This window comes from Thermostilla marina (assembly GCF_054657455.1).
Window position 1 is genome coordinate 2,918,054 of record NZ_BAAHYR010000001.1, and the last position, 18,853, is coordinate 2,936,906.

Annotated in this window: 15 protein-coding genes and 1 tRNA gene; 11 read left to right on the top strand and 5 right to left on the bottom strand. The window is 58.3% G+C overall.

Annotated elements, in window-relative coordinates; genetic code table 11:
• Positions 1-96 precede the first annotated feature (96 nt).
• Positions 97-336 carry a ParB family protein gene (locus ACYQ2I_RS10595; protein ID WP_460166985.1) on the bottom strand — a complete coding sequence of 80 codons (240 nt, stop codon included), beginning with the start codon at positions 334-336 and terminating at the stop codon, positions 97-99.
• Between the two features lie 527 nt (positions 337-863).
• Between ACYQ2I_RS10595 and ACYQ2I_RS10600 the strand changes: the two genes are divergently transcribed.
• The 3 genes from ACYQ2I_RS10600 (at position 864) to ACYQ2I_RS10610 (ending at position 4,333) form a co-directional block, all read left to right on the top strand.
• Positions 864-1,187, top strand: coding sequence for a co-chaperone GroES (locus tag ACYQ2I_RS10600; protein ID WP_460166986.1), 324 nt, complete (start codon positions 864-866; stop codon positions 1,185-1,187).
• Between the two features lie 111 nt (positions 1,188-1,298).
• Positions 1,299-2,912 carry a chaperonin GroEL gene (gene groL, locus ACYQ2I_RS10605; protein ID WP_460166987.1) on the top strand — a complete coding sequence of 538 codons (1,614 nt, stop codon included), beginning with the start codon at positions 1,299-1,301 and terminating at the stop codon, positions 2,910-2,912.
• Between the two features lie 209 nt (positions 2,913-3,121).
• On the top strand, positions 3,122-4,333 hold the full coding sequence (locus ACYQ2I_RS10610; RefSeq protein WP_460166988.1) for a nucleotidyl transferase family protein: 1,212 nt from the start codon (positions 3,122-3,124) through the stop codon (positions 4,331-4,333).
• Between the two features lie 14 nt (positions 4,334-4,347).
• Here ACYQ2I_RS10610 and ACYQ2I_RS10615 read toward each other — a convergent pair whose 3' ends face one another.
• Positions 4,348-5,331 carry a CPBP family glutamic-type intramembrane protease gene (locus tag ACYQ2I_RS10615; RefSeq protein WP_460166989.1) on the bottom strand — a complete coding sequence of 328 codons (984 nt, stop codon included), beginning with the start codon at positions 5,329-5,331 and terminating at the stop codon, positions 4,348-4,350.
• A 41-nt stretch (positions 5,332-5,372) separates the two neighbouring features.
• Positions 5,373-6,002, bottom strand: a complete 630-nt coding sequence (gene pgsA / locus ACYQ2I_RS10620) for a CDP-diacylglycerol--glycerol-3-phosphate 3-phosphatidyltransferase (protein ID WP_460166990.1) — start codon at positions 6,000-6,002, stop codon at positions 5,373-5,375.
• A gap of 288 nt (positions 6,003-6,290) precedes the next feature.
• Here pgsA and murB point away from each other — a divergent pair, with 288 nt between their 5' ends.
• The 8 genes from murB (at position 6,291) to ACYQ2I_RS10660 (ending at position 16,228) form a co-directional block, all read left to right on the top strand.
• Complete coding sequence (gene murB / locus ACYQ2I_RS10625) at positions 6,291-7,169, top strand: UDP-N-acetylmuramate dehydrogenase (protein ID WP_460166991.1); 879 nt, start codon at positions 6,291-6,293, stop codon at positions 7,167-7,169.
• Positions 7,170-7,376: 207 nt separating this feature from the next.
• Positions 7,377-7,450 (top strand) — tRNA-Arg (locus tag ACYQ2I_RS10630).
• 772 nt (positions 7,451-8,222) lie between these two features.
• Positions 8,223-9,365: a leucine-rich repeat domain-containing protein gene (locus tag ACYQ2I_RS10635; RefSeq protein WP_460166992.1), complete on the top strand. Its 1,143-nt coding sequence runs from the start codon at positions 8,223-8,225 to the stop codon at positions 9,363-9,365.
• A gap of 233 nt (positions 9,366-9,598) precedes the next feature.
• The gene (locus tag ACYQ2I_RS10640; protein ID WP_460166993.1) at positions 9,599-10,681 is read left to right on the top strand and encodes a DUF1559 domain-containing protein; all 1,083 of its coding nucleotides are present in this window, start codon (positions 9,599-9,601) and stop codon (positions 10,679-10,681) included.
• Between the two features lie 215 nt (positions 10,682-10,896).
• The gene (locus tag ACYQ2I_RS10645; protein ID WP_460166994.1) at positions 10,897-11,250 is read left to right on the top strand and encodes a hypothetical protein; all 354 of its coding nucleotides are present in this window, start codon (positions 10,897-10,899) and stop codon (positions 11,248-11,250) included.
• Positions 11,251-11,359: 109 nt separating this feature from the next.
• Complete coding sequence (locus ACYQ2I_RS10650) at positions 11,360-12,775, top strand: tetratricopeptide repeat protein (protein WP_460166995.1); 1,416 nt, start codon at positions 11,360-11,362, stop codon at positions 12,773-12,775.
• A 10-nt stretch (positions 12,776-12,785) separates the two neighbouring features.
• Complete coding sequence (locus ACYQ2I_RS10655) at positions 12,786-14,507, top strand: CRTAC1 family protein (RefSeq protein WP_460166996.1); 1,722 nt, start codon at positions 12,786-12,788, stop codon at positions 14,505-14,507.
• A complete protein-coding gene (locus tag ACYQ2I_RS10660; RefSeq protein ID WP_460166997.1) occupies positions 14,504-16,228 on the top strand; it encodes a CRTAC1 family protein in 1,725 nt (574 codons plus the stop codon). Before ACYQ2I_RS10655 ends, ACYQ2I_RS10660 begins: the two co-directional genes overlap by 4 nt.
• A 13-nt stretch (positions 16,229-16,241) precedes the next feature.
• Here the strand turns inward: ACYQ2I_RS10660 and ACYQ2I_RS10665 are convergent, their stop codons facing one another.
• On the bottom strand, positions 16,242-17,507 hold the full coding sequence (locus tag ACYQ2I_RS10665; protein ID WP_460166998.1) for a 3-keto-disaccharide hydrolase: 1,266 nt from the start codon (positions 17,505-17,507) through the stop codon (positions 16,242-16,244).
• Positions 17,508-17,587: 80 nt separating this feature from the next.
• On the bottom strand, positions 17,588-18,835 hold the full coding sequence (locus ACYQ2I_RS10670; protein ID WP_460166999.1) for an outer membrane protein assembly factor BamB family protein: 1,248 nt from the start codon (positions 18,833-18,835) through the stop codon (positions 17,588-17,590).
• Positions 18,836-18,853: the final 18 nt, after the last annotated feature.

Here is an 18,853-nt window from a genome sequence, read left to right on the forward strand (position 1 = left end):
GATGCGACGCAATAGTTCGCGACGTAAAGCCTTCAGTTCCTCCCGATCCGCCGACCGGGCGTTCTTCTTATCGGTTCGAGCTTCGGACATGACGGCTCAGGCGGCAATCGGCCTGCCCCCTTTCAGATCTTCGTCACGAGGCGGGAAATCACGTCCGTCGTTGTATTTTTCTTTCAGTCGTTGCAACTCCGCACGAAATGCCTGCTCCACGAACTTCGTCAACGTCAAACGAGCAGGATACCCCCCTAAGAACACGGCGGCATCTCTCGCTTCCTCCAACAGCTCGACGGGAACGTACAAAGTGGCACGAACCTTCTTGCCGGATCGATACGACACGGGGACATTCCTCAGTTTTGAAAACGGGCCGTGAGGCAAAACGTAACCGCAAACGAAGGTGATCTTCCGATGTCACGTACCCCCGGCGATAAAACGTCGGACGTTATCACACAACGTCGGCAAACCTGTGTCGCCTCGTGAGAAACCGACTGATGCGCGGCAAACTCCACCCACTCTTTGCAATTTTCCACCACTGATTGGCTCTGAGGCATGAGTCGCCTGCCGCAAAGACATCGACTCCAGACTGCCAAAGTGGCAGAGCCGTCGCTTGAATTCAGCCGGATTGGCACACAGACGGAGCGTTCGACGGGCTGTCGATCCCGTTCGACAGCAACGCAAGTTTCCCTTTGAAGAACACTTAAGACGACAGCCCAAAACTGGCACGGAACTTGCAGGGGATCGGGGCAACCTATCGGGAATGAGATGGTGCACCAATAAGCCGACCAGGTCTACCTCGGTCGTGTGGTTGGGCAAGAACGAAACGCGTGAACTCCGTACATTGATTTTCTCTTGGAGGCTTATCGGAAATGGCAAAAAAGAAGGCAGCAAAGAAGAGTTCGGAACTCACGATTCAACCGATCGGTGATCGGGTGGTGGTTGAGCGAGAACCGTCCGAAGAAACCACCGCCGGGGGGATCGTCCTTCCTGATTCGGCGAAGAAGAAGCCTGCCCGCGGCACCGTGGTGGCAGTCGGCCAGGGGCGTTTGCTCAGTAGCGGCGATCGAACCGAGATGCAGGTCAAGGTCGGCGATCGCGTCTTGTTCAGTTCGTACGCCGGTGACGAATTCCGCATGGGCGAGCAGGAACTCGTTCTGTTGCGGGAAGAGGACATCCTGGCGGTCATCGAGTGATCCGAACGGGGAACGTGCCGGACAAGGCGAAACGAATCATCGCTGCGACGACTTCGAACGTGAAGTTCGGTCCGGCAATCGAAACATGAGACACAAAGGAGACGAAGCGATATGGCTAAGATGATTGCTTTCGATCAGGAAGCCCGCGAAGCGATGCGGCGCGGCGTGAGCAAGCTTGCGAAAGCCGTAAAAGTCACGCTCGGCCCCCGGGGCCGCAACGTGATTCTTCAGAAGAGCTTCGGCTCTCCGACCGTCACCAAAGACGGCGTGAGCGTCGCTAAAGAAATTGATCTGGAAGACGTCTACGAAAACATGGGTGCGCGGATGGTCCGCGAAGTCGCCTCGAAGACGAGCGACGTCGCGGGTGACGGAACCACTACCGCGACCATCATGGCCGAAGCCATCTTCAACGAAGGTCTCAAGGCGGTCGTGTCGGGCGTCAACCCGATCGGCCTGAAAAACGGCATCGAAAAGGCGGTCGCCGACATCACCGATAAGCTCCGCAAGATGTCGATCAACATCAAGACCACCAACGAAATGGCCCAAGTGGCCACGATTGCCGCCAACAACGATGCTGAAATCGGCAAATTGTTGGCCGAGGCCATGGAAAAGGTCGGTAAGGACGGCGTCATCACCGTCGATGAAAGCAAGAGCACCGCAACCGAGGTCGAATTCGTCGAAGGTATGCAATTCGACCGCGGGTACCTCTCGCCGTACTTCGTCACCGACCCGCAAAAGATGGAGTGCGTGCTGGAGGATTGCTACATCCTCATCCACGAAAAGAAAATCTCCAACGTCAAAGACTTGGTGCCGCTGTTGGAAGCGATCGTCAACGCAGGCAAGCCGCTGCTGCTGATCGCTGAAGACATCGACGGCGAAGCCTTGGCGGCGCTGGTCATCAACAAGCTCCGCGGTACGCTCAAGTGCTGCGCCGTGAAGGCCCCCGGCTACGGCGATCGCCGGAAGGCGATGCTCGAAGATATCGCAATCTTGACCGGCGGCGTCGCGTTGTTCGAAAGCCTCGGCCGTAAACTCGACAGTGTGACGCTGGCCGATCTCGGTCGCGCGAAGAAGGTCGTCGTCGACAAGGACAACACGACCATCATCGAAGGTGCCGGCAAGAGCGCCGAAATCAAGGGGCGCATCGAGCAACTGCGCCGTGAAATCGAAAAAACGACCAGCGACTACGATCGCGAAAAGCTCGAAGAGCGGTTGGCCAAATTGGCCGGTGGTGTGGCCAAGCTCAATGTCGGTGCGGCTACCGAAGCCGAAATGAAAGAAAAGAAGGCCCGCGTGGAAGACGCCTTGCACGCAACCCGGGCGGCAGTCGAGGAAGGCATTCTGCCCGGCGGCGGCGTGGCCCTGTTGCGGGCATCGTCTTCGTGCAAGCCGAAGGGCCTGACCGAAGACGAAACCGTCGGCTACAACATCGTTCTGCGAGCCTGTCGCGCCCCGATCATGCAGATCGCGGAGAACGCCGGCCAGGACGGCAGCATTGTCTGTGAAAAAGTGGCCGAGATGAAGGACAACATGGGCTACAACGCCCTCACCGACACCTACGAAGACCTGGTCAAGGCGGGCGTCATCGACCCGACCAAGGTCGTTCGCACGGCGCTTCAGAACGCGGCCAGCGTCGCCACGCTGATGCTCACCAGCGATGCCTTGGTCGCCGATAAGCCCAAGGAAGAGAAAGAATCGGCCGCACCGAATCCGGACATGTACTGATAGGCCGGTTACGCGGGCGATGCGCCCGCTTGCCGTGTGATTGAGCCGTCAATGGGAGCGTCTCCGATCCGGGGACGCTCCTTTCTTTACGGTTGTTCCCAGCCGTCGAACGATTTCTGCACGGCGCAACTTTCATTAAAATGAGCAACGTCGTCGAACACCTTCGAGAGCCTTGTTTCCAGCCCGACACGGATATTGGATAGCCGACCATGGATGAATTTCGAGAACACGTCATCTCGCGGATCCACGATTCGGCATCGGCCGGCGTTCTCGTGTGTTCCGGCGGCGGCTCCCAAGCCTTGGCCGACTTACTGACCGTCCCGGGCGCTTCGAGAACCGTGCTCGAAGCCGTGGTTCCCTATTCCGAAGAAGCAGCCGTTGCCTTCCTCGGCGCACGGCCTGAACGATTCTGCGATCCCGAAACGGCCCGAAGCTATGCGATGGCCGCTTTCTTACGAACAGTCCGCTTTCTTGCCCGCAAGTACGACGTGGCCGAAACCGAGGTCACCGAGTCCTTGGATATTGTGCCTTTCGGAGCAGCGGTGACGGCGGCCTTGGCTACCGATCGCCCCAAACGCGGTCCCCACCGTGTTCATGTGGCGATTCAAACGGCCGAAGTCACGGCAAGCTGGTCCGTCGTTCTGGAAAAAGGCGCACGCACACGAGAACAGGAAGAGCGGCTCAGCTCCGACTTGTTTCTGGAAGCCTTGGCTGTAATGGCCGGTATCGCCGATACGCCTTCGATTCCGTGGCGCGATCGTGAGATACCGGAATGCCGAAAGATCGAAGCCCCCAAAGCATGGCAAGATATCCTCTTGGGACGCCGCGACGCCGTGCGACTCGGTGTGCCGCATGATTGGACGGGCGAGTCGGCGGCCGCCATCTTTCCCGGCGCCTTCAATCCTTTGCACAAGGGGCATCTCAAGATGGCCGAGGTCGCACAAGAAATCCTGGGACGCCCTGTCGAATTCGAAATCTCGGTATTGAATGTCGACAAGCCGCCGCTGGACTACTTCGAGATCAAGCGTCGCACCGAACAGTTTTCCGTCGACGAAAGCGTCTGGCTTACCCGCGCCCCGACATTTGAAGAAAAGTCGGCTCGATTCCCCGGCACGACGTTCGTCGTCGGGCTCGATACCATTTTGCGGATCGCCGACCCGCGCTACTACGGAAACAGCCATGCCGCGTGCGAAGCGGCCATCCGTCGAATTGCCGACCGAGGGTGCCGGTTTCTCGTGTTCGGTCGACTGCAAGAGGACCGTTTCTTGACGCTGGAGGACGTTACACTGCCCGAATCATTGCAAATGATCTGCGACGGCGTGCCTGCCGACCGATTTCGGGAAGACGTATCGTCTACCGAACTGCGACGCGGTTCTCTGAATTCGGACAACACCTCGGAGACCGTGTTTCCGTCCGAATGATCGGCCTCCAAATGTTAGCCGCCGTACAACAAAATCCAACCGATCACCGAGACGCCGTTCAGGCACATATGCAGAACAATGCCAGGTACGATTCGATTCGTGCGCCAGAACAAAAAGCCCAATACGAGCGCAAACGGCAACAAAGCAATCGGATCGACGACCCGGTTCGGGAAAAGTTGTGTGAGCGCAAATTGCAAGGCAAGTACAGGCCCCACCGCCACACCTGCCCAAGCTGCCCCAAGGGCGACATCGCCGAGCAGCCGCTTCGGCCGCAGGCCGATTCGATGGAAACGCAGGTTCCGCCCCCATCGCAGCCATCCCATTATGACGACCACCAGCAACACTTCCGTGGCAAGTTGCCGCACCGAAAGGTCAAGAGCCGCTTCCGGTGCAACCAACTTTTCCGGTGATCGTTGATGCACGGCCGCGAACAAGACTGCCACGACCAACCAGGCGATGATTCCCTTGGGCAACTGCCGGCGTCGGTCGATGAACCGACTTTCCAGGGTTTGAAGCCACCCCTGAAACAATAACCGAAAGACGAGTTCTTCGGCGATCGGAGCCGACAAAACGGCCAGTACGAACACCAACACCTTCACCCATAGCGAAGGACGTTGTGCGATCAATTGAAAAAGAGGATGGGCGCGCCGCAACTCGTCCTTCGGAAGGCTTCCCTCGGTCGCGTTCGAGACCTCCTCTTGGTGTGCCGTCGGATCATTGACGCAGTCCAACGCTTGCGTGCGAATCGACGGCGGCACACACTTCTCCCACGGTACGGCCGGCAACAGGACCATCAGTGTTGCCGCCAAGACCAATTCGAGGAAATTCCAACGCGCCGCGCGAAAGCGGCCCTCCCCGATCAAAAATCGCCGAAAACGCCGCGATGCGACTACCGCGGTCCAGCTACCCAACGCCCCGCTCAATATCGCGGCAACGAGCAGCATCAGGCCCCAATTGGGCTCGGGGAGCGTCGAACTATCGGCAAGCAACCAGGACATTCACCGTCCTCGACTCCGGACGCGCATCTTCGCCGCGCTGTTCACTTGAGGTGCTTGGCAGCCGCCACGACATAGATTGCCCCGGAATAGACCGTGGACACCAACGCGGCATAGGTCGAAACGACCAACGCCCACCAGAGCCAAACCGGTTCCCCCGGTGCCGCCTCGACGAACGAAAGGTAGACCATCGCCACGACAACCACGACGCATTGCAGCGCCATCTTGATCTTGCCCGGCCAGTTGGCCGAAAAATCGACTCCTTGTTGTTCCATGAAACTACGGATCACGGTGATCAACAACTCGCGACCGACGATCACCACTACGATCCACGGATGGAGTCCGAAGGCAGTCTCGAGCATTCGCGGCGAGGCGGCCAAAAAGATGAACGTGCCGCTGATAATCAACTTGTCGGCAAAAGGATCGAGGATGCGCCCCAACGTGGTCACCAAACCGAGCTTGCGGGCAAAATAGCCGTCCAACCAGTCCGTTCCGGCCGCCAAGAGAAAAAGCACTAATCCCACAAGATAGGCAACTTGCCCAGGAAACGACAAAACGCCAAACAGCGCAATTGAGAGAAGAATCCTCGCCATCGTAAGGCGGTTGGGCAGATTGTTCATATCCCGCAACAGACTGCCCTCGCCTTGGGGGGACTTGGGGCTGGATGCGCCCATTCTCTCTCTCCTTTCAACGGCGTTTTCGTGCTTCCCAAAACCTGAATCGGCCTCTGGATTCACGATCCCCTGCCCACTCGAAGTTTTCGCCGACCAAATCGAAGAATCATTGTACCGTCCCGCAAAAACCGCCTGCAATTGCCCTAGGGTGATCGTCGCCCCACTTGGCGACACTCTGGATCGCTTTTCGGGCAATGCGAAAGCGGGTATTCTCATGGTAAGCTGCGGCAAGATGTCGGAAGGATGCCGCATTCGTTCACCTGCGCAAAATCGTTACGGAAACAACCTATGAGTAAATGGAGCGGCTTTGAACACCTCGTGCGGGAACAAGAGCCCCTGGCGATGCACACCTGGCTCCAGCTCGGAGGCCCCGCCGAGTTTTTCGCGGAACCCCAAACCGTCGACGAATTGGTCGGCCTGGTGCAACGCTGCCACGAAACGGGAACCCCCATCCGAGTGCTCGGACGTGGTTCCAACTTGCTGATCCGCGACGAAGGCGTCCCCGGACTGGTGTTGCGATTGTCCGCGCCCGATTTCTGTCGCGTTTCGGTCGACGACAACCGTCTGACGGCCGGAGGCGGCGCGCGGCTGGGCCGTGTGGTGACGACCGCTGTGCACGCCGGCTTGGGCGGAATCGAAGTCCTGATCGCCATCCCCGGCACATTCGGCGGTGCTTTACACGGCAACGCCGGAGCACACGGCGGCGACATCGGCCAATGGGTCGCCGCGGCCGATGTCCTGACTTACGACGGACAAGTTTGCCGCCGAACTCGCGACGAACTCGTGTTCGGCTACCGGCGCAGCAGCCTCGATGATCTGGTGATCCTCAGCGCAGTACTCGAGCTCGACCCGGGCGATCCCAAGGAACTGGCACGTCGGATGCAAAAACTGTGGATCCTGCGGAAGTCGTCGCAACCGATGGGCCATCAATGCGCGGCGCGCATCTTTCGTGATCCGCGGGCGGCATCGGCTGCCGAATTGATCGAAGCCGCAGGCCTCAAGGGTACGCGCATCGGTGGCGCCGTCGTCAGCGATCGCCAAGCCAATTTCATCGTCGCCGAGCCCGAATGCACGGCCGCCGACGTTTTGCGACTGATCGACACGATTCGCGAGCAGGTCAACAGTCGCCTCGGCGTCGAACTGGAACTGGATGTCGAGATTTGGTGAGGCCCGACCGTTCGCGTCTCCAGGCACGCCGAAGCGAATCGGTGATTGAGCGACGGCCTGCTGCCGATGGTTTTTCAGGGGGAGTTGCCGCAATTACCGATTTGTGATATGAAAATGGGTGCTATCGACCGACCGGGATCACCGGCAAAGGGGTGTACTTGCCTCACGTTTTGCTAGGTAGCCAGCAACGGTTTGCCTGCTATTTGTGTCCCCGTGGCTCAATCGGATAGAGCGTCGGCCTCCGGAGCCGAAGGTTGCAGGTTCGAGTCCTGCCGGGGACGCTTTTTTTGCGCCAGGTTTCGAATACCCGCACCTCTCGGACACAGCCGACTTCCGTCAACCCGGCGGAGTCGGCTTTCTGGGTATTTCCGGGCGATTCCGCCGTGTACTGTGCCGCATTTTGCGCCCGAAGGCCCCCTATCAGCCCGTTGCACAAGCCGGGGTTGAGGATCGCTTGGGGGCAAATAAGCCCCCGTGGCTGTGTGGGCCACGCGAGGCGGACGTGAACCGGACAGGGACGAAAAACGCCGGCTCTCGAAGCCTTTTTCTGCGTCCGCGAATCGTGCCATCAGAATCTTGGTCCCGGACGCTTATTCCTTCCCGTTTCGTACCGCTATTCTCTACAATCAGCCCTGGTCTGCAATGAGGTTTTGTAACGGGCTGTTAGGCTGCCTAATCGGCACCTCGGTGGCTGTTCCTCAATGGGCTATCAACAAGTTGTCCACCCAGCTGCGAGCTAATTATAATTTCGCCCCCTCCCGCTTCCTGCCTGCGCGGCGGGTCGCCAACCACCTCAACAGGACGGGGCATGTTCCACGCCGTTTTCTCGGTTGGGGGCTGGCGTTTTTGCTCCCTCCTGGCGAGGGAGGCGGGATTTTCAATGCAAAAAATTTGATTTTTTCGCAGCGACGGAAGAAAATGCCCACGGACTGCTAAGGGGCGGTTCGAATGAGGGATTTGATCGTGACGGCTACACACGTTCCTTGCGCAGCGGGCTTGGGGGGCTTAAGAGATTTGTGCCGCTGCGCAATCACGGTGCTCGCGTTAGTGCTCATGTGCGCGGCTTCCCTGGGCGCTCAATCGGCGGATGGCGATTTGGGCAGGCTGCCCGGCCGTGAGCAAGACGCCGCACGGCGACTCTTGACGTTGGGGGCTCGCCTCGCTTTCGACGAAGACGACCAAGGGCATCGATTCGTCGTGTCGGTCGATCTTTCCGGAACATCCTCCCGCGATCGCGAGGTGCGGTACATTGCTGATTTCTGGAACGTGCGGGAAGTTATCCTTGATGGACTACCCGTCACGAATGTGGGGTTGGTTTATCTTGCCGATCTCCAATCTCTCGAGAGTCTTCGGCTGGACGGAACGCTGATCACCGATGCCGGGATGCCGCTACTGGCTGCATTTCCCCGCTTACGAGCGATCTCTTTAGCGAACACCTCTGTGGGCGACGCGGGCATTGTTCCTCTGGCCGAGTCATCGTCGCTGGTTCGACTCGATTTGAAGGGTACGCGGGTCACCGACGGGGCGTGCGAGCCGTTAGGCCGGATGACGAGCTTGGAATATCTCAATATCGCCGACACATCGATCGGCGCCGCCGGCCTGAAATCGTTGAGGTTCCTAGTAAACCTGAAAGAACTCTACCTTCCGCGAAACGTCGATTCGCGCGCAGTGGAAATGCTTGCCGGGTTTCCGCAGTTACGCTTCTTGAGCCTGCGTGGCTGTCGCTTGTCGGAGAACGAACTTGAACCCATTGCCTCGATCGAGAATCTCGAAGGGCTGAGTCTCGGCGATACCCAGGTGCGCGACGGCGTCATCCCGCTGCTCCAGCGAATCCCAAATCTCCGAATGCTCGACGTTTCGGGCACACAACTCAGTGCCGAAGGCGTGCGTCGCTTGGCGGAATTGAGTCAACTAGAATTTTTGGCCGTGGCGCGACTTCCCGTCGACGATGATGCGATCGCCGATCTGAGTGTTCTTGAGAATCTTCGTGTGCTGGACGTGTCGGACACTCAGATATCGGATACCGCTTTAGAAACGCTCGCCCGCTTACCGCATCTCGAGACGTTGAAACTCGAGGCGACGGGTGTTTCGCCGTCGGCCGCGGCACGTTTTGAGGGAAAGTTGCGATCGCGCGTCACAACGGCGGCTGCGGAAGACGGAGAACGTGCCCCCCTGCTGCCACCCAACCCAAAATAGCACTTCAGCGGGAGTGCATTGTGCCCCATGTGGCTGTGTGTTGAGGTTGCATACAAAGAATCCAGCGAACACGACAAAATTCCGTTCGCAAAATTCTTGTCTTCGTCACACTTTTGGTTTATGGATATGGCAGCATGTTGCAACGATGTCGGATTGCGTCGACACGTAACACAGCGGCTAGTGGGGAGTTGATGTTTCTTGTTTTTGCTGAGCGAAGCTCGGAAGGAGGTACCATGATTGTCCAGCTTTGGCGTCGATTATCGCGGTGGAGGGGCTTTACGCTGGTAGAGCTCCTCGTAGTGATCGCCATCATCGGCATTTTGATCGCGCTACTTCTTCCCGCCGTGCAGGCCGCCCGCGAGGCTGCCCGGCGGAGCCAGTGCACGAACAACCTGAAACAGTTTGCGCTGGCGTGTCAAAACTACCACGACACCAACAAGGTGTTCCCGCGGTACAGCTACATCTCCTTCTTGCAAGGAGCCGGAGAGCAGCGGGATCCGTGGCGGATCTGGCAGGGGTTCAGTGTCCACACGATGATCCTGCCGTACATCGAACAGCGTTCGATTTACGAACGCATCGATTGGAATCGTTGGGATGGATGGTATCGCCAAGAACCCGGCGGCGGTCTCGATTTATGGGCCAACGTCATCGAGGCATACCGATGTCCCTCCGCGGAAAGGCCACCCTACCATGCCACCAACGAATGGGCCGGCGGTCCCGGTTGTAACTATGCGGTCAGCGCCGGGCCGACCTTGTTCTGGTGGCGCCACAACAACAGTTGTCCCGGTGCATTCCGCCCCCAACTGGAAACGGCGATGGCCGACATCAAAGACGGTACGTCGAACACAATCTTGGCGGCGGACGTCGTGTCGGGCGACGGTAGCGGTGCGTTCTACAAACCTGGGGAACCGGTGCGCAACGCGCTCCCTTCCTTCTTCGACGTGAACAACCCGTCGACGGGTATCTTCGTGTCGGAAAACGACATTCGGGCGTGGGGCGTCCAATGTGAAGCCAACAAGAACGACCACCTCAGCAGCAACGGTTGGCAGTGGATGGGCGCCAATTATACGCAAAACGTGTTCAACACGATTGCGCCTCCGAACTGGCGGTATCCCACATGTATTGCCGAAAACCCGCCCGGTTACGCTTCGGACCGAGACGGCTTGTATCCGTCGCGGAGTGAACATCCCGGCGGCAGCAACCACGCGTTCGTTGACGGATCCGTCCATTTCATCCGCGAAACGATCGACTTCAACACCTATCAGGCGTTGGGGAGTCGACGCGGCGGAGAAACGGTCAGTGCCTCCGATCTGTAATGGGCGGGCGCAAAGCAACTGTCTCTGTGGTCGGGCGGGGTATATGAATGAGCCCCGCCCGAGCACGGATCAGGTTGCCGTCCACCGTCGGGACGCGCGAACGTCTCGTGGCGTTTGCCATACCTTGGCAAATGGCGAGCGTTCGTCGTCGTAGGACGCGGTTCGTTGTCCTGTCTCAGGTTGCCGACCGCAAAACCAACAGGAGGGATGTTTGCATGAATATTTATCGCTTAGGCTTTGGTTTGTTGATTCTGACGGCAATCGGAATCGGGTGTTCGAATAGCGAAAAGGTCACGCCCGTCGAACGTGCTCCGAAGGACGTCATTCGCGAACGGCTGCAACAGATCATCGAAGGTGGTGCCGCGGCAGTCGGAAGTGGTGCCGGGGAAATCATGCAGGAACTGGCCCCCTTGAGCGAAGAAGATCCCGCCTTGGCCTCATCGCTGGAAAACGATGCTCGCGAACTGATGAGTGCGCCGCCGTCGAAACAGAAGGAAATCGCCCAGCGGATGCTCGACAAACTGAACGCCGCTGGAAGCGGTTCATCTCCGGCTTCCGGAGGCGAGTAGAAACGCGTTTCATCCTAGAAGCTTTCGGCCGACGGCGAACCAATCGAAATACGTTCGTCGTCGGCTCTTTTGCCCAATTCGACAGGTTTGGTCCGGGTGAGTCTCTCGAATGGAAACTGCGGCCTCCGACGGCGTCCTCGAACAAAAGGTGAATGCCGCCGAGTCACGGAAGTCCGCTAACAAAACCGCCGACCGTAGGCGGCTGCGACGGGCGTTGCTTGTCCTCGCGGTGTTGAGCCTTGCGACGGTATGCGCGTGGTGGTGGTACTTATCGACCCGACCGGAGCCTTCGCCGCTTCGCCACATCATTGCCGCTGCCGATCCTGAAGTGGCCTTGCTACTCGAAGAAGCCGACAAGGTCGTCGGTGACTTGCTTTTCCTGTTTCCCGACTCGTCCGAGGCATGGGATCTCGCGGCACAATTGTACGGTCGGTTCGGGAATCCCGAGGCCGCCATCGAGTGCTGGAACAAGGCGATCTCGCTGGATCCGAATTTTGCGGCCGCCTATCAATCGTTGGCGATGCTTGCGTTGGAGGCCGGAGACAACGCCCGCGCCGAAACGTACTATCGCAAAGCGTGGGCTCTCGAGCCTTCTTCGTCTGTTTATCCTACGCTATTGGCCGAAGTGCTCATCCAACAAGGAAAGCTCGAAGAAGCCGTCAACACGCTGCGGCTGTGTTTGCAACGCCATCCGCGATCGATGTCGGCTCATGCGCTTTTGGGCCAGGCCTTGGTCCAGCTGAAAGAATATGACGAAGCCAAGGATCATCTCGAAATCACCATCCGTCAGGATCCCGGCTACACCAATGCGTACTACAGCTTGTTTACGGCACTTTCCAAGCTAGGCTACCGTCGAGAAGCCGAAGAAGCGATGCGAAAGTTTCGAGAGCTGAAAGCCCGCGACGAGCAACGACATCGAACCGAACTCAAGACGACCGAACACTTTCAAGATGTTGCCGACGCGGTCGCGGTCGTGTACGCATCGGCGGCGAAAATTCGGCTCTCGAAAGGCGACGTGGCGACCACCGAGACATATCTCGCCCGAGCCGTGGAACTCGATCCGGATTGCAGCCAGGCGCTTCGTTTGCGCGCGTGGCTTTCGCATCGCCAGGGCAAGCAAGACGAAGCAGTGACGTTGTTGACGGAAGACGCAGAAAACAATCTCGATGACGCCTCGGCCCAAATAGAGATCGGACGATTGTTTCGAGAGATCGGTGAGTATGATCGTGCCGAAGTCGCCTTTAGACGAGCGATCACCCTCACACCTACGGAACCGGGGCCCTATCTTGCCCTTGTATCGTTGTTGATGGAGCACGGCGGCGATCCGCTGGAGATGGAATCCCTTGCGTTGAAGGCCGCCGCCTGCGAAGCAACTCCCGAAACGCTCGTCGTCGTCGCTCGGACCGCGATGGGAACCGGCGACCGCGCGGCGGCGCTGTCGGCCGTCGAAGCGGCCTTGCGCCTTGATCCCGACAACGCCGCCTTGCGCGAATTATTGCAACGATTGAGTTCTGCGTCTCAGTAATCATCTCGTCATGCTGAAAACGACTTCTCATCCGATCGCGTTTTTGGCCGTCTCGTTGTCGAGTGTGGTCTATCTCGGCTGTGGCGAACGTGCGCAGGAACTCTCTCCCGGACCTTCTGATTCGGCGGGGAAGATCGTTCTTCGGGATGTTACCACCGAATCGGGGATCGACTTTGTTCACACCGACGGAAGTTCGGGACGACGCTATATCGTCGAAACCGTTTCGGCCGGCGTGGCCGTGTTCGACTACGACAACGACGGTCTCCTCGACATCTACTTTCTAAACGGTGCGCCGCTGCCGGGCTACGAGGGTGACGACACGCTCCGCAATCGATTGTATCGAAATCTGGGCGGGTTTCGGTTCGAAGACGTAACTGCGCAAGCGGGTGTCGGCGATACACAATTCGGGCTCGGTGTGGCCGTTGCCGATTACGACAACGATGGAGACCTGGACCTGTTTCTCAACAATTACGGCCACAATGTGCTTTATCGTAACAATGGTGATGGGACGTTTACCGACATAACTTCCGAGGCGGGGGTGGCCGGGGAAGAGACGGTGGGAGCCGGGGCCAATTTCGTAGACGTCGACAATGACGGCCTGCTCGACCTTTACGCTGCAAACTACGTCGATTTCACGTTCGAAAACCACAAGGTGCACCGCATCAAGGGTTTCGAACTCTACTCGGGACCGCGCGATTATCGGCCCGTGCCCGACTACTTGTACCGCAACAACGGTGACGGAACCTTCAGCGATATCAGCAAGGAATCCGGAATCGCTCAACTTGCCGGTACGGGAATGGGCTCTATTTGCTCCGACATCGACAACGACGGCGATCAAGATATCTTCGTGGTCAATGACGTCGCCGGGAATTTTCTTTACCAAAACGACGGAACGGGTCATTTCGATGAGATTGCCTTGTTTGCCGGATTGGCCTACAACGGACAAGGTGATGAAACCGGCAGCATGGGCGTCGACTGCGGCGACTACGACAACGACGGACTTCCGGACTTTTGTATGACGGCCTATCAGGGCGAAATGCCCGTTCTGTATCACAACAACGGGGACGGGACGTTTGAAGACCGTACGCTGATCGCGAACGCAGGCGACGGTTGTTTTCCTTACGTGAATTGGGGCGTGGGTTTCGTCGATCTAGACAACGACGGTGATCGTGATTTATTCATCGCGAACGGCCACCTGATGGACAACATCGACCTCTTCGATCATTCGACCGCCTACAAGGTTCGAAACGTCGTGCTCGAAAACGACGGTACCGGACGGTTTCGCAATATCAGCGACACCTGCGGCGACGGGCTTGCGCCGGTGGAAAGCAGCCGCGGCGCCGCATTCGGCGACCTCGACAACGACGGCGACATCGACATTGTCGTTCTCAATTCCCGATCGAAACCGACGATCATCCGCAACGATCAGTCGACCAAAAATCATTGGCTACAAATTCGCCTGCGCGGCGTGCGTTCGAATCGGGACGGCGTCGGTGCCGTCATCCGTGTCACCGCAAGCGGCAAAACGCACGTCGACGACGTGCACAGCGGCCGCGGCTATCAAAGCCACTGGGGGTTGTGGGTACATTTCGGATTGGGAAACGCCGCACGCGTCGAGCGTCTCGAGGTTCGCTGGCCGTCAGGAACGGTCGATGTGCTTTCCAATATCGAGGTCGACCGACGTCTCGTCGTTACCGAGGGCTCGCATCCTGTCGCAGGAGATCAGCGATGAGACGCCCGGGGCTCTGGATCGGCCTGACGCTTCTCGTACTCGTCGGCAGCGGTTGCCGTCGCAGTCCGTCTTCTCCCGCCGAATCCCGGCGAGCAGAAGGCGATGGACCGATCGTCATGGTAGACCGCACGGCCGATACGGGCATCGACTTTGTCCATACCGACGGTAGCAGCGGGCGGCGGTACATCATCGAGCCGATGAGTGCCGGGCTGGCGCTTCTCGATTATGACGGCGACGGACGAGTCGACATCTATTTTCTCAACGGTGCCCCGCTGGAAGGCTACCGGTATGATCCGCGAAATCCGCCGCGCAACCGGCTGTATCGAAACCTGGGGAACTGGAAATTTGAGGACGTGACCGAGCAAGCCGGCGTGGGCGACACAGGCTACGGGCTGGGAGTCGCTACCGTCGACTTCGACAATGACGGCGACACCGACATCTACTTGAACAACTACGGCCCCAATGTCCTGTACAGGAACAACGGTGACGGCACGTTTACCGATGTCACCACATCCGCCGGGGTGGCCGACGGAAACTACGTGGGAGCCGGCGCGTTGTTTCTCGACATCGAAAACGACGGTGATCTGGATTTGTACGTCGGCAATTACCTCGAATTCGATCCGAGCATGGATGTCGATCGTATGGTGGACGGCATGGCGCATTATCCTTCGCCGCGGGACTACCTACCGATCCCCGATGCACTCTTCCGCAACGAGGGAAACGGCACATTTACCGACATCAGTGTAGCCTCGGGCGTGGCTGCCGTGGCGGGCACCGCCATGGGAATGATTGCAACCGACTTCGACAACGACGGCGACGTGGATGTGTTCGTTCTCAACGACGTGGCCGAGAACTTTCTTTTTGTCAACGACGGTGCGGGGCACTTCTCCGAGGAAGGTGTCGTCCGCGGTGTGGCATACAACGCATACGGCGAAGAAAACGCGAGCATGGGTGTCGATGCCGCAGATTGCGACAATGACGGACTGCTGGATTTCTACATGACTTCGTATCAAGACGAGTTGCCGGTCTATTACCACAACACCGGTGACGGTTTTTTCGAAGACGTTACGCACCTCACCGGGGCCGGTGAAAACTTATATCCGCATGTCAACTGGGGAGTTGGGCTGGTCGACTTCGACAACGACGGCGATGTCGACATATTCGTCGCGAACGGACACACTGAAGACAACATCGAGCTGTCGAGCAAAATGACCTCGTGGCGCGTTCGCAACCAGATTTTACTCAACGACGGCACCGGCCATTTTGCCGATGTTACCGATCGAGCCGGTCCCGGAATGCAATCGGTCTATTCCAGTCGCGGAACGGCGTTCGACGATCTGGACAACGACGGTGATATCGATGCCGTCATCCAAAACTCGCGCGAGGCGCCGACAATACTGGAGAACGTGAGCCGCAACGAAAACCACTTTCTTTTCCTCAGCCTCGTCGGCCGCGAAAGCAACCGAGACGGCGTCGGTGCGCACGTTACCGTCGTCACCGGCAAGCGGCGACAACTTCGGGAACGACATGCGGGACGCGGTTACCAAAGCTCGTACGGCGATCGCCTGCACTTCGGATTGGGCGAAGCCGCGATCGCCGATGCGATCGAAATCCGATGGCCCTCAGGCACGGTCGACCGTTTGGAAAACGTACCCGCCGATCAATGGATTCGCATCGTAGAAGGAACCGGCGAATACACAACAGTGCCGTTGCGAAACTAACGCGGGGTTCCCATCATTCGTCTGCTGTGTTCGACGACGGGATCTCGAGTTCGCTGATCTGGATGTTCCGAAAATCCAGATTCGTGGTTGGATCGTGTCCCTGGATCATGATCGTCCCAGGCTCCAGCCGCAGCCCTTTGCGGGGATTCGGGTCGGGAGAGCGGGTGTCGATCCAGTCGCTCACCTGGAAGCCGTTCACCCAGGCCGCCATGTGCGGGCCGTCGGCCAAGAGGGTCAGTGTAAACCATTCGTGATCGTCGGCGACGATCCTGCGGGCGTTTTGGCGACGGAAGAAGCCGCCCGTGCCGCAGTCCTTGGGTTGCGTTCGATCGCCGTTTTCGAACCCGTTGTGAATTTGGCATTCGTAACCGTTCATCTGTTCGCCGGGAATGCACCGGAAGAAAATCCCGGAGTTCAGGTCATCTCCGTTGACGCGAACATCGGTCCGAAAGATGAAATCGCCGAACTGTTCCTCCGTCTCCAATTGGCCGCGGCCGTCCTCGACATGCAACCAGCCCTCTTGCGATACAGTGAATCGGCTGGGCATCTCGGGATACTGCTTCCAACCGTCGAGCGTCTTTCCATCGAACAACGGTCGCATGCCCAGTGGCTTCAACTTGATATTGCAGAACTGGATTTCCCCCTGCCGAAACTGCAATCCGATATGACCGGCCGGAATCGGCTCGGGATCGGTGTACTGCGCCGCGATCTCACCATCGAGCTTGACGACGAAATCCCCTCCGACGGCACGAATCTCGAAGTTGTGCCACTTCGTCAGGTCGCATGAGCCATCGGCCTTTTGTCGTTGAACAAGGCTGCCGGTGGGATAGTCGTTTTCTTCGGGCAACGCGATGTTTACCTCGTAGCAATCCTTCGTCACGTCGACCGGCTCGGGAATCGTGCGTAGAAAGACACCGCTATTGCCGTTTTCGGGCATTCGAAAATCGACCGACAACACAAAATCGCCGAAACGGCTCGTCGTGTAGAGCCACCCCGGCTTGCCGGAACTCGCTTTCAGCACGCCGCCCTCGACCCGCCAATCGGCATCGCCGGTGTTCTTCCAGCCGAACAGAGTTTCACCGTCGAACAGGAGAATCCAACCGTCGGCAATTTCTTCAGCCGACAGCGAATTGCTTGCCCGCGGATCACGAGGAAGCGTTTCCGCTTCGGCTTGACCGTTTGTCTCGACTTCCTGGTCGTTCTTCGCGCATCCGATTATCGCCAGCAAAGCGACAATGCAGCAAGCAAGCGTGTGGAATGATCGAGTACGTCGTGACATGGTAATCTTCCGTTTCTCGCAAAAAGCGCACACCTTGATCGGCCGTTTCCAAGATTGCCGGGTGTGGATCGGCCGCCGGTCTAGTTTCCTTCAGGATACGGAAGTTTGACCAAGAATCGGTCGGATCGCAAGTAGATGCCCGTTTCATCGGCCGCAGGCGACGCGAGAATGTTCGATTCCCAGGAAAATTCGCCGATCTTTTCGGGCCTGTCGCCGCGTTTCACGACGAAGACGGTCCCTTCGTAATTGACGGCGTAAAAGTAGTCGTCGACGATCACCGGCGAGGCCCAAAATTGCCCTCCAAGGCGAATCTGGGCCGTGATACGCCCGCTCTCAGCGTCGGCACATACCAAGATGCCGGGATTACGAATCACGTAGACCTCGCCCCCGTCGGCCGCAGGCGAGGCATTTCCCATCGACAGGCGATCTGCGAACCACAATTCTTGCATCGCCTCTTTCGGGCGAACCATTCGCAGCGCATACAATCCGGCCGCGGGCAGGAATATCGTCTCGTCGTCCCAGGTCGCCGAAGGAACCGTATCGCAGAAATGGCCGAAACTCGCAATCGTGTTGCCCGTCTGAGGATCGATCGCCTCCAATGCCTCTCGCGACTGGACCAGCACGACCGTTCGAGAATCATCCAAGGGATACGGCACCGGCGAAGACCACAAGGCTTCTTTCCGGCGATTGCGAATCCACCGTGTCGAACCGTCGTTCAGGTCGAGGCCGACGACCAATGCATCGCCGCGGCTGTCCGCTTGAACTACCACCGTCTGCCCCACGATTGCCGGTGATGAAGCCATACCGACATCATTGCGCAACAGAGGCCGTTCATAGGCCAGTCCGCGCAGCCACAACAAATTGCCATCGAAATCGAAACAAGCCACGTCGTTCGATGAGTACTGCACGATTACACGATCCGCCGCGCAAGCCGGAGTCGATGCCGCAACTGCCGAGAACGGGTTTACCACCGTATGTCCGGTTGCCCACAGTTGGCGATGCCACAATTGACGACCGGTTTCGGTGTCGAAGCACAATACGTGCAGTCGATCTTGTGCAGGTCCCGAAGCGGTAACGAACACGCGCCCTGCGATGGTTACCGGTGATGACGCACCACGTCCGACCAGCGGAACCTGCCACGCGGGCTGTTCGGCTGAAAGGATGGGCCCGACGTTCTTGCCGGTGTGCAAGACCCCACGTGCCCCCGGCCCGCGAAAACGCGGCCAATCGGCTGCCGTGGTCGTACTCGCAGCCGTGCATACGATCGTGACGGCCATCAGCCCCCATAAGCGGATCTTTGGATTCCCTGTCGCTCTATTTGTATTCATGATATTTCCCTTAGCATT